Annotated in this window: 11 protein-coding genes; 7 read left to right on the plus strand and 4 right to left on the minus strand. The window is 67.8% G+C overall.

Annotated features, from left to right (window positions below):
- From FG154_RS07405 to FG154_RS07415, 3 genes are all read right to left on the minus strand, one after another.
- A complete protein-coding gene (locus tag FG154_RS07405) occupies nt 1-1,281 on the minus strand; it encodes a D-tagatose-bisphosphate aldolase, class II, non-catalytic subunit (protein ID WP_145106089.1) in 1,281 nt (426 codons plus the stop codon).
- Nucleotides 1,275-2,255: a tagatose kinase gene (locus FG154_RS07410; protein ID WP_145106092.1), complete on the minus strand. Its 981-nt coding sequence runs from the start codon at nt 2,253-2,255 to the stop codon at nt 1,275-1,277. The genes FG154_RS07405 and FG154_RS07410 overlap by 7 nt, the downstream gene beginning before the upstream one ends.
- 90 nt (nt 2,256-2,345) lie before the next feature.
- Entirely contained in the window at nt 2,346-3,311 is a 966-nt protein-coding gene (locus FG154_RS07415; RefSeq protein ID WP_145106095.1) for a sugar-binding transcriptional regulator, read from the minus strand.
- A 198-nt stretch (nt 3,312-3,509) separates the two neighbouring features.
- Here FG154_RS07415 and FG154_RS07420 point away from each other — a divergent pair, with 198 nt between their 5' ends.
- The 7 genes from FG154_RS07420 (at nt 3,510) to FG154_RS07450 (ending at nt 9,876) form a co-directional block, all read left to right on the plus strand.
- Entirely contained in the window at nt 3,510-4,964 is a 1,455-nt protein-coding gene (locus FG154_RS07420; RefSeq protein WP_145106098.1) for an extracellular solute-binding protein, read from the plus strand.
- 100 nt (nt 4,965-5,064) lie between these two features.
- On the plus strand, nt 5,065-5,943 hold the full coding sequence (locus FG154_RS07425; RefSeq protein WP_145106102.1) for a carbohydrate ABC transporter permease: 879 nt from the start codon (nt 5,065-5,067) through the stop codon (nt 5,941-5,943).
- Nucleotides 5,944-5,947: 4 nt separating this feature from the next.
- Nucleotides 5,948-6,784, plus strand: coding sequence for a carbohydrate ABC transporter permease (locus FG154_RS07430; RefSeq protein ID WP_011910496.1), 837 nt, complete (start codon nt 5,948-5,950; stop codon nt 6,782-6,784).
- A 3-nt stretch (nt 6,785-6,787) separates the two neighbouring features.
- The gene (locus tag FG154_RS07435; protein ID WP_222120552.1) at nt 6,788-7,039 is read left to right on the plus strand and encodes a DUF2160 family membrane protein; all 252 of its coding nucleotides are present in this window, start codon (nt 6,788-6,790) and stop codon (nt 7,037-7,039) included.
- Nucleotides 7,040-7,043: 4 nt separating this feature from the next.
- Nucleotides 7,044-8,096, plus strand: a complete 1,053-nt coding sequence (locus tag FG154_RS07440) for an NAD(P)-dependent alcohol dehydrogenase (RefSeq protein WP_145106104.1) — start codon at nt 7,044-7,046, stop codon at nt 8,094-8,096.
- Nucleotides 8,097-8,108: 12 nt separating this feature from the next.
- On the plus strand, nt 8,109-9,173 hold the full coding sequence (locus tag FG154_RS07445; RefSeq protein ID WP_108221216.1) for an ABC transporter ATP-binding protein: 1,065 nt from the start codon (nt 8,109-8,111) through the stop codon (nt 9,171-9,173).
- A 19-nt stretch (nt 9,174-9,192) separates the two neighbouring features.
- A complete protein-coding gene (locus FG154_RS07450) occupies nt 9,193-9,876 on the plus strand; it encodes an HAD family hydrolase (RefSeq protein WP_145106107.1) in 684 nt (227 codons plus the stop codon).
- A gap of 1 nt (nt 9,877) precedes the next feature.
- Here FG154_RS07450 and FG154_RS07455 read toward each other — a convergent pair whose 3' ends face one another.
- Nucleotides 9,878-11,080, minus strand: coding sequence for an MFS transporter (locus tag FG154_RS07455; RefSeq protein WP_145106110.1), 1,203 nt, complete (start codon nt 11,078-11,080; stop codon nt 9,878-9,880).
- Between the last annotated feature and the right edge of the window lie 374 nt (nt 11,081-11,454).

Consider the following 11,454-nt stretch of genomic DNA (forward strand, 5'->3'; position numbering starts at 1 on the left):
TTATCCTTTCCTTTCATCGGGGTGACAGGCGGCGTGATAGGTGGCGAGGCTGGCGGTCACCCGCTCGATCAGCAGCGCCTCGGGGTCGAGCGGTCGATCGGCGTGATCTTCCGCGGCGGGCAGGAACTGGCGCCAGAGCGGCAGGGGAACCCGCCGGCCCGCAAGCGCCGCCGTCAGCGCATCGACCGCCTGCCGGGCCGCGGGAGCGGGCCAGTAGTAGCGGATGCGGTCCGACAGCGAGTAGTGCCGCAGCAGATGCTGCTCGGTCTCGCTGCCGGGATAGTGGCGCTGCCAGTCGGCGGGGCGGTCGCGCATCACCCGATCCATCGTGGCGGCAAGCGGGCGGGTCCCGTAGCCGGGGACCAGCTCCGATGCGATCAGGTCAAGCGCATAGAGCGCCTCGCGCAGGACGAAGGTCAGCTCGGGCCCGACCTTGAGGATCGGGAAGCCGTCCTCGACCAGCGCGGCGAGGGGGCCCGGCCCCTGATAGTCGGTGGAATGGGCCTCGAACACGAGGGTCGGCTCCTCCTCGAGCACCGCCGTCAGCGGGCGGGCGCGGGTGCGGTCGTAGAGGGCCACGTTCCGGTTGCCGAACTCGACCCCCGGCTGGACGACGTAGGCGAGCACCCGGCCAAAGGCGTCCTCCAACCCCTCCTGCGCAAAGGTCTCGCGGTGGATCGCGATGGTGGCGCGGGCGGCGGCGGGCGCGGTCGGCGCGACGCTGTCGAGCGCATGATCGGCGCCACCAGGAGGCGGAACCTCGGTCCCGAGGATGAAGCGCGGCGGGGCCAGGCCGTGGCTGCGGGCGGTCTCGTCGGCGATGCGGGCGAGACGGGCGGCGCGGCAGGCCGTGGTGGCATCCTCCAGCGCGGCCGGTTCGCCCGCGCAGCCCATCGAGGTGTCGAGATGGATCTTGGAAAAGCCGGCCGCGACATAGGCCGCGACCATGCGGCCCGCCTCGGCCATCGCCGCCTCGGCGGGCAGGGTGCGCCACGGGTTCGGCCCGAGATGGTCGCCCCCCAGAAGCACCTGATCCGGCGCACAGCCCTCCTCGGCCGCGATCCGCCGCACAAGCGCGGCGAAGTCGGCCGGCGTCATGCCGGTGTAGCCGCCCTGATGGTTGACTTGGTTGCAGGTCGCCTCGATCAGCACCGGCGCGCCGGTCCGGAGCCCGTGGCGGAGCGCCGCGCGCAGGACCACGGGATGCGCCGAACAGACCGAGGTGATGCCGCGCGGCCGTCCCTCGCGGCGCAGGCGGGCGAGATCGTCGAGCGTCAGCATGGGCACCTCGGGGTCGTGGCGATGAAGGCGTCAAGTTCGGCGCGGGTGCCTGCGCCTTCCATCGGGCCGCGGCGGGTGACATTGCGGGCACCGGCGGCGCAGGCGTAGGTCAGCGCCTCGGCCACAGGCAGGCCAAGCCGGCGGCAGGCGACATAGGCGCCGCCGAAACAGTCGCCCGCGCCGGTCGGATCAACCTCGGCCACCGCAAAGGCCGGCGCATGGACCGGCGCGGCACCGGGCGCATGAACGCTCGCCCCCGCGGCGCCGCGCTTCAGCGCGACCTCGCGGATGCCGAGCGCGAAGAGCCGCTCCAGCGCCGCGGCCTCGCCCGCGACGCCCGCCGCACGTTCCAGCTCGTCGCCCGAGGGCAGCAGCAGGTCGGCCCTGGCCACCAGCGCCGCGAAGGTCCGCGCGGTGGCGGCATCCTGCGCCAGTTCCTTGCGGAGGTTCGGATCGACCGAGAGGCTGCCGCCGCGCGCCTTCACGGCGGCCGCGGCCGCCGCGATCACCTCGGCCGCGGCCGGGATCGAGAGGGCCGAGCCCATGACATGCAGATGTCCCGCCCGCGCCAGAACCGCCTCGACCGCCGGGGTCCGCGCGATGCAGGCGGCGGCGGAGCGGGCAATGCCATAGACGAAATCGCGCGCGCCGTCGGCGCGGTAGCGCACGAAGGCGGTGCCGGTCGGATGGTCGGGCAGGACCGCCACCGCGCTGACATCAACCCCGTCGCGCGCCAGCCGGGCCCGCGTCATCCGGCCGAAATCGTCGTCGCCCACCGCGCCGATCAGCGCCGCCGTCCCGCCCATCCGCGCGCACTGGTCGATGAAGATGGCGGGCGCGCCGCTCGGGAACGGGCCCTCGAGCGGCTGCGGCTGGAGAAAGCCGCAGCCGACCGTCGTGGCCATGATCTCGACGAGGATCTCGCCCACGCAGATCGTGGGGCCGAGCGCGTCGGGGGCCAGTGCGGATGTCATCGGAACCTCTCACCTGCGGGCGGCCCGGGATCGTTCCGCCCGCAGGCGGATGTCTTGCCGGGGCGGGCCGTGCCTGCGGCGCCTGTCATGTCAGCCGGTCGCGCCGGGTCGATTGCCGAGCAGCAGCTCGGCCGTCACGTCGTCGGTGATCAGCGTGTCCACCAGCCCGCGGCGCGAGGCGGCCCGGATGATCCCGACCTTGTGGGGCCCCGCCGCGGCGAGGATCTTCTCGGGGGTGCGCAACACCGTATCGAGATCGACGCCGATCGTGCGCCGGCAGATCGGATGGTCGATCTCGGCACCGTCGGCGTCGAGGAAATGGCCCAGCACGTCCCCGATGGCGCCGGCCCGGATCAGGTCCTGCGGCGCCACCTCCTTCGGCAGGCCGTTCGCAACGAGGAACGACCGCTCGGACACGTCGCTTGCGGTCAGGATCGCCGCGTCGAGCGTCTCGAACTTGGCGAAGTGGTCGGCGAAGATCTCCTGCGCGAGGAAGGCCGCGCGATCGACCCCCGCCGACAGGAAGATCGGGGCCGCAAGCAGCGAATATTTCGCGCCGAGCGCCGCGGCAAAGCCCGAGACGATGCTGAACGAGTTGAAGGAGGCGCCCTGCATCGTGCCCCCGAGCATCGAGACGATCTCGAGATCGGGATGGGGTTGTGCGGGCAGGCGGCGGAAGGTCTGCTCGAGCGTCACCCCCCACGAGACGCCGATCGAGCGCCAGCCGCGGGTTCGCAACTTCTCGATCAGATAATCAGCCAGCGCCGCACCGACCGCCGAATGGCAATCATAATCCTCGCGGCGGGCGGGGGCGATCTGCACGCGCGGGATGTCCAGCTCGACCCGGAGCGCCTCTTGCAGCTCGATCCGCGCAACAAAGGGGGAATCGATGCGCACCTGCACGATCCCCAGCGTCTTGGCCCGTTGGATTGCCTGATTCACCCGCAGCCGCGTCACGTCGAGCTGCTTGGCGATCTCGGCCTGCGTCATGCCGTTGACGTAGTAGTGCCAGCAGACTTCCGCGGTAAACGGATCGTCGTGCATCTCCCGAACCATCCTGAGCGCCCTCCTCCGCGCCGGTCGTCCTTCGGGGATGTGACACCACTTACAAATGTTTCGCAAGTCATACATCCGCAAAAAATTCACTTGCATGTTGCCGCTTACATTTGCAAAAGTTCTCGTCGGGAGGAGCAGCGCGGCGGAAGGACCACCGCGCGGCCCTGCAGACCCGCAAGATCTTCAGGGAGGAGACACATGGGCTATTCGTTGAAATACGGCGCTTCGGTGCTGGCGCTTGCGCTGGCGGCCGGTGGGGCCTTTGCGCAGGATCTTCAGATCGAAAATGCCGACTGGTGGCAGGAGGCCGGCGCGTCCTTCAAGGGCACGACGCTGCGCGGCGTGACCGAATCCACGCCCGCTTCCAACTTCGTGGCCGATGTACTCGCACCCCGGTTCGAGGAGCTGACCGGCATCCGCGTCGATGTCGAGACCACCTCGTGGGACCAGATGTACGACAAGGCCATCAAGGACATGGAAGCCGGCACCGGCATCTATGACATGGTCTATATCGAGCAGGACATCATCTACGCCTATCTGGCGCGCAACTTCCTCGTGAACCTGACGCAGGCTCTGGACGAGAAGCCCGATCTGAAGGCGGCCAACTATTCCGAAGAGAACCTGACCTCGTTTGCCGACAACTTCCGCGGCGCCGAGGATGGCAACCTCTACGGGATGCCGATGGAGGCCTTCATCAAGGTCTATCTCTACCGGACCGACCTCTTCAACGACCCCGAGGTGCAGGCGGCCTTCAAGGAGCAGACCGGCCGCGACCTCGCCCCTGCGACCAATCACGCCGAATATGCCGAGATCGCGCAGTTCTTCACCCAGTGGGGCAAGGACAACGGCGGCAAGCTCTGGGGCACGACGGCGCAGGCCCACACCGGCCACCCGGCCTCCTGGTACGAGTATTTCGAGTCCGTGGCGCCGACCTACGGCGTCTACGACTGGGGCATCGACGCCTCGAACAACTATGCCGCCAGCGTCGAAAACGGCGGTCGCATGAACTCGGCCGAGGCGAAAGAAGCGATGAAGTGGTGGCTGTCGATGCGCGACATCGCCCCGCCCGAGTCGGTGCAATCGACCTGGACCGAGGTCGCCACCACCTTCGCCGCCGGCCGCGTGGCCCAAGGCCTCGTCTATGGCGAGAACGTCGCCTGGATCGCCTCGGATACGTCGAAGTCGCGCGTCGTGGGCAACGTGGCCGTTGCGCTGCCGCCGGTCGAGGAGGGGGTGATGGCCGCCGCCGAGAGCGGAGAGGGCTACATCGGCTATTATGACGGCGGCGCCTTCGGCCTCCCGGTCACCTCGAAGAACAAGGACGCGGCGGTGCTGTTCCTGCAGTTCATGGCGCTGCCGGAGGTGCAGGAGGAATGGGCGGCCGCAGGTTCGCGCGTGACGCTGACCTCGACCTACAAGACGCCGAAGGTCCAGGCGCTCGACGAGCAGCTCGGCGGCTATTTCTCGATGCTGCGCGATCAGGGCAAGCTGTTCAAGGGCGCGCCGGAATATCCGTTCCACGCTCAGCTGCGCGAAGCCACCGCGCCGATCTTCTACGACATCCTGACCGGCGCCGTGGGCCCGGACGAGGGTCTCGACCGGATGGCGGCCAAGGCCGAGGAAGAGCTGACGAGCCTCGGCTACCGCAAGTAAACGCCTCCCGACCGCCGCCGCCCGCTCGGGCGGCGGCTCCTTCGACCGAGGGCCCGATGCGCGGCCCGCTCACTCGCAACCTTCGGCAGAGGGTAGGTCCGTGTATTCCCCAAAGCTCGCATGGCTGTTGCTGGCGCCCACGCTGGTCATCCTGTTCCTGTTCGGCGTTCTGCCGTTCCTGTATGTGCTCTATGTCTCGTTCCACGACTGGAACCCGTTCGCGGCCAACCCCAAGATGGTGTTCAGCGGAGCGAACAACTTCCGCCGCGTGGTGTTCGACCAGGGCTTCCTGGCCTCGCTGGGCGTGACGGTGGCCTTCGTCTTCTTTGCCGTCCTGTCCGAGCTGGTGATCGGCTACGCGCTGGCGCAGGCCTTCATGAAGGAGTTTCCTGGCAAGGCCTTCTTCCGCACCATTCACACCCTGCCGCTGATCATGGCGCCGATCATCGTGGGCTCGGTCTGGAAGCTGATGACCACGCCCTCGATCGGCATCATCCCCACCCTTCTGGACAGCTGGTTCGGCGTCAATCTCAACATCGGCCAGTCCGCCGGGGCCGCCTTCGTGATCACGGTGATCATGGATGTCTGGCACTGGACGCCCTTGGTGACGCTGACGCTGATCGCGGCGCTGGTCTCGCTGCCGGCCGACCCGTTCGAGCAGGCCCAGATCGACGGCGCGAACAAGCGGCAGATCTTCTGGCACATCACGCTGCCGATGATCGCCCCGGCCGTCGTCGCCACCGTCTTCATCCGGCTGATGGACGCGCTGCGCACGGTGGACGAGGTGCTGATGCTGACCGGCGGCGGTCCCGGATCGGCCACCCGCTACGTCGGCGTCCACATCTTCAAGGAGGTGTTCCCGCGCACGAACTACGGCTACGGCTCGGCCGTGTCGGTGATCGTGCTCTACCTCACCATCGTCGCCTGCTGGCTGCTCTATGTGAGCATGCTCGCCCCGCGCAAATCGAGAAAGGGCTGATCCGATGCAGAGGGGCAATCCCTGGCTCTACATGCTGTTCTGGGTCTTTGTCAGCTTCCTGACGCTGTTCCCGATCTACTGGCTGTTCGTGATCTCGGTGAAGCCGGCGGTGGACCTGTTCTCGACGCCCGAGATCCTGCTGAAGGACATCTACTGGCAGAACTACATCGACGTGCTGAACGACCGCACCCTGCGCAGCTACATGGTCAATTCGCTGATCATCTCGTCGGGCAATGCGCTTCTCTGCACCACGCTCGGGTTCTTCGCCTGCTATGCCCTCTCGCGTTACGACATGAGCGGGAAGGAATCGATCTTCTTCTGGACCATCACCAACCGGATGGCGCCGCCCGCGGTGTTCCTGCTGCCGCTGTTCCTCCTGATGACGCAGGTCTATCGTTTCGGCGACTTCACGCTGCTCGACACGCGGATCGGCATGATCCTCGTCTATTGCACCTTCAACCTGCCCTTCGCGATCTGGACGCTGCGCCCCACGCTGGACGGCATCCCCAAGGAGCTGGACGAGGCCGCCTATGTCGATGGCGCGAGCCCCTGGAAGGTCATCACCGAGGTGGTCTTCCCGCTCTGCCGGCCCGGCCTTGCGGTGACGCTGATCCTGACCTGGGTCTTCGCCTGGAACGAATATCTGCTGGCGGCGACGCTGACGAACTTCAACGCCCGCACGCTCACCACCGGCCTTTCGGAATATGTGACCACCACGGGCACCGAATGGGGGATCATGGCCGCCATCTCGATGTTCACGCTGATCCCGGCGCTGATCGTCTTCAGCCTGGTGCAGAAGCACATCGTGACCGGCCTGACCTTCGGCGCGGTGAAAGGATAGGCCATGAGCGAGAAGATCGAGAACATCTCCGAGCCCATCGACATCCTCGAGGACGATCCGCCACCCCCGGCGCCTCCAAAGGTGGGCTTCCTGCCGATCGAGACCAACTGGTTCGACCGGCTGTTCATCTCGGTGGTGATCTGGGTCGCCCTGTCCCTGTTCTGGTTCCGCTTCGTGGAGCCGCTCGGGCCGTCGATCTGGATCTCCAACGCCATCGCGCTCGCGCTGGCCGTGCTCATCATCACGAAAGGCTGACAGGATGAAATCGCTCGTCCTCGAACGGAAAGACGAACTGTCGCTGCGCGACTTCCCCGACATCGACCGGCAGGAAGAGGTGCTCGGGCCCCGCGACGTGCGGATCAGGCTGCATACCGTCGGCATCTGCGGGTCGGACGTGCATTACTACACCCATGGCCGGATCGGCCCCTTCGTGGTGAACGAGCCGATGGTCCTTGGCCACGAAGCCTCGGGCACGGTGATCGAGGTGGGGCCGGAGGTCACGACGCTCAAGGTCGGCGACCGCGTCTGCATGGAGCCGGGCATCCCCGACCCGAACTCGAAGGCCGCGCGGATGGGGATGTACAACATCGACCCCGCGGTGCGCTTCTGGGCCACGCCGCCGATCCACGGCATCCTGCGCCCAACCTGCGTCCACCCCGAGGCGTTCACCTTCAAGCTGCCGGACAACGTGAGCTTCGCCGAGGCCGCGATGGTCGAGCCGCTGGCGGTGGGCGTCCACGCCGCGACCAAGGCCCGCATCCGCCCCGGCGACATCGGCCTTGTCATGGGGGCAGGGCCCATCGGCCTCGTCACGGCACTGTCCGCCCTCGCAGGCGGCTGCGCGCGGGTCTATGTGACCGACCTCGCGCCGAAAAAGCTCGAGATTGCCGAAAGCCTCAGCCCCGCGATCACCGGGGTGAATGTGGCCAGCGACGACATCGTGGCCCGCATCAAGGCCGAGACCGACGGCTGGGGCGCGGATGTGGTGTTCGAGGCGACCGGCTCGCCCAAGGCCGCCGCCGGCGTGTTCGAGCCGCTCGCGCCGGGTGGCTGCGTGGTGATGATCGGCGGCCAGCCCGACCCGATCTCCTACGACGCGGGCGCGGCCATGGTGCGCGAGGCGCGGGTCGAGAACATTTTCCGCTACGCCCATGTCTTTCCGCGCTGCGTGGCGATGCTGGCCAGCGGCGCCATCGACGTCAAGCCGCTCATCACCCGCACCTTCGCCTTCGAGGACAGCGTCCACGCCTTCGAAGTGGCGGCCTCGGCGCCGCCCTCCGACGTGAAGATGCAGATCGAGCTGCCGCAGTAGGGGGGACCAGAGGTGGCAAACGTCCAGATCAGCAACGTCGTCAAGCGTTATGGCGCAGTCCAGGTCATGCACGGCGTCAACGTCGAGATCGAGGACGGCGAGTTCGTCGTCCTCGTGGGCCCGTCGGGCTGCGGAAAATCCACCCTGTTGCGGATGCTTGCGGGGCTCGAGCCGATCAGCGGCGGCACGATCTCGATCGGCGGCCGGGTGGTCAACAACGTGATCCCCAAGGACCGCGACATCGCCATGGTGTTCCAGTCCTACGCGCTCTATCCGCACAAGACGGTCTTCGACAACATGGGCTTCCCGCTGAAGATGGCGGGGCGGCCGAAGGAGGAGATCGAGACCAAGGTGCGCAAGGCGGCCGAGATCCTCGACCTCACGAAATATCTCGACCGCTATCCCAAGGCGCTCTCGGGCGGGCAGCGCCAGCGCGTGGCCATGGGCCGTGCCATCGTGCGCGATCCGCAGGTGTTCCTCTTCGACGAGCCCCTGTCGAACCTTGACGCCAAGCTTCGCGTGACCATGCGGCTCGAGATCAAGGAGCTGCACCAGCGCCTCAAGACCACCATCGTCTATGTGACCCACGACCAGATCGAAGCCATGACCATGGCCGACAAGATCGTGGTCATGCGCGACGGGCGGGTGGAGCAGATCGGGGCGCCGCTGGATCTCTACGACCAGCCGCAGAACCTGTTCGTTGCGGGCTTCATCGGCTCGCCCTCGATGAATTTCCTGCACGGGCGGGTGGCGGTGCGTGACGGCCGCAGGCTGTTCGTCTCGGACCGCGGGCTGGAGCTGCCGTTGCCGGCCAGCGGGGCCGCGGACGGGCAGGGGGTGACGCTGGGGATCCGGCCCGAGCATATCGAGATCGGCGCGGGCGGGATTCCGGTCCGGGTGGCGGTGCTCGAGCCGACGGGTTCGGAGACGCAGATCTTTGCGCGGGCCGAGGGGGGCGACCTGATCGACGCCGTGGTGCGCGACCGGATCGCGGCGCGGCCGGGGGACGAGATCGGCTTCCTGATCGACCCGGCGCGGATGCACCTGTTCGACCGCGACAGCGGCAAGCGGCTCTGACCTCGCGCGGCCTCTCAGCATGAGCCCGGTCCGTGCGGTGATCTTCGACCTCGACGGCTGCCTCGTGGACAGCGAGCCGCATTCCCTGGCGGCACTTGCGGGCGAGATGCAGACCATCGGCCTGCCCCGGACGACCGTGGAGGAGTTGCGCGAGCGGTTCCTCGGCGTCTCGATGGCCGACATCTGCCGCGACATCGAGCGGCGCACCGGCACGCCGGTGCCCGCGGATTTCATCGACCGGGTCGAGGCGCGGCTGTTTCGGGCCTATGCCTTGCGGCTGCGGCCGATGGCGGGGGCGGATCCGCTGCTCGACCGGTTGGAGGCGGAAGGTTTCGCCACGGCCATCGCGACCGGCGGGTCGGTGCGGCGGATGCACGAGACGCTGCGCCTCGGGGGGCTCGCCTCGCGCTTTGCCGGGCGCGCCTTCAGCGCCGACGAGGTGCCGCGCGGCAAGCCTGCGCCTGACCTGTTCCTCAAGGCCGCCGACGTGCTGGGCGTGCCGCCCGACCAGTGCGCGGTGCTTGAGGATTCGCCGCACGGGATCGCTGGCGCGTGCGCCGCGGGGATGCGCGCGGTGGGCTTCACAGGGGGCAGTCACCTCGAAGGGCTTCAGGCGGCCCATCGGGAGCTGCTGCTCGAGGCCGGCGCCTTGCAGGTGGTCGGGCGGCTCGACGAGGCGTCCGCCGCCCTCTGCGGGCCCTGAGTCAGGGCCCGCCTGGCTCGAGACGCGGCAGGAACCAGGCCAGAAGCCCCGCTAGTGGCAGGAAGGCGCAGATCTGATAGACGGTCTCGACCCCGTAGCTTTCGGCCAGAACCCCGAGGATGGCGGCCGCGATCCCGCCCAGCCCGAAATTCAGCCCGTAGAACAGGCCGCCGATCAGCCCGATCCGGTTCGGCAGAAGGTCCATCGCATAGATCAGGATCGAGGCGAAGGCGCTGGCCATGATCAGATTGATCATGATGGTCAGGACGCCGGTCCAGAACAGGTCCACATACGGCAGGATCAGCGTGAGCGGCAGCGGCCCCAGCACCGAGATCCAGATGATGCGCTGCCGGCCGATCCGGTCGCCCAGGATGCCCCCGACCAGCACTCCCACCGCGGCCGCCACGAGGAAGATGAACAGCATCATCTGCGCCGAGGGAATCGACAGGCCGAACCGCTCCATCAGGTAGAAGGTGTAGAAGGAGCGGAAACTCTCATTGTAGGCGTTCTTGGCGAACATCAGGCAGGTCAGCACCACGAGGCCCACCGCTATGGTGGCGGGCGCGTGGTGGCGGGCGGTTCCGGCCTTGGCGGCGCGGGCACGGCTGGCGGCGAACTCGGCGCTGATCGCGCGCTGGCGGCTGCCGATCCAGGTCAGTAGCATCATGGCCATCAGCGCCGTGACGGCAAACCAGGCAAGGCTCGGCTGGCCCCAGGGCACGATCACCAGCGCGGCAAAGACCGGCCCCAGCGCGCCCCCCGCCTGGCCGCCGACCTGAAAGATCCCCTGCGCCAGCCCCTGCCGCCCTCCGGCGGCGTAGCGCGCCATCCGCGTCGCCTCGGGATGGAAGATCGACGAGCCGATCCCGATCAGCGCGACCGACACGAGGATCATGGCGTAGCTCTGCGCCATGGACAGGCTCACCAGCCCCGAGAGCGTGAACATCATGCCGAGCACCGGCGAATAGGGCGCCGGGCGACGGTCGGTGATCGTGCCCACGACGGGCTGCAGAAGCGAGCCCGCGATCTGGAACGTCATGGTGATCATGCCGATCTGCACGAAATCGAGCTGCGCCGACTCTTTCAGGATCGGGTAGGCGGCGGGGATCAGCGATTGCATCAGGTCGTTGAGCAGATGCGTCAGGCCCAGAACCACCAGCACGGCCAGGTGGGTTCCGGAGCGGGTCACGGTCGCGGTTGTCATGGGGGTCTTTCGGTCAGCTCGGGGCAACCGCACCACTAGCTCACAGCGCGCGCCCGGCTGCAAGAGGAGCCGTCTCGGCCAGAAGTCGGATCTCGGCCAGAAGACCGGTGCCGCTGAAGGCGTTTTTCAGTGCTTTCGTTGGGCGCCGGGGCATCCGGCCCCGATGCCGTTCGGGCTGCTCAGGGCGGTACGAGGGCCCACCGGCCTCCGAATGCAGCCTTTGCGCGTCCTTCTTGCGTCGCCGCAAGCTTCGGTTGCATTTTCTCTTTGGTTAATCCGTGCTGTGGCATCATCTAGGGCGAGTCACGCAGATCCGGATTGGTTTTGCCCCCGTTTCACCGGACACTCAGGCGTTTGCGGTTTGGGCTGCGATG

Source organism: Cereibacter sediminicola (genome assembly GCF_007668225.1).
Classification (GTDB): domain Bacteria; phylum Pseudomonadota; class Alphaproteobacteria; order Rhodobacterales; family Rhodobacteraceae; genus Cereibacter_A; species Cereibacter_A azotoformans.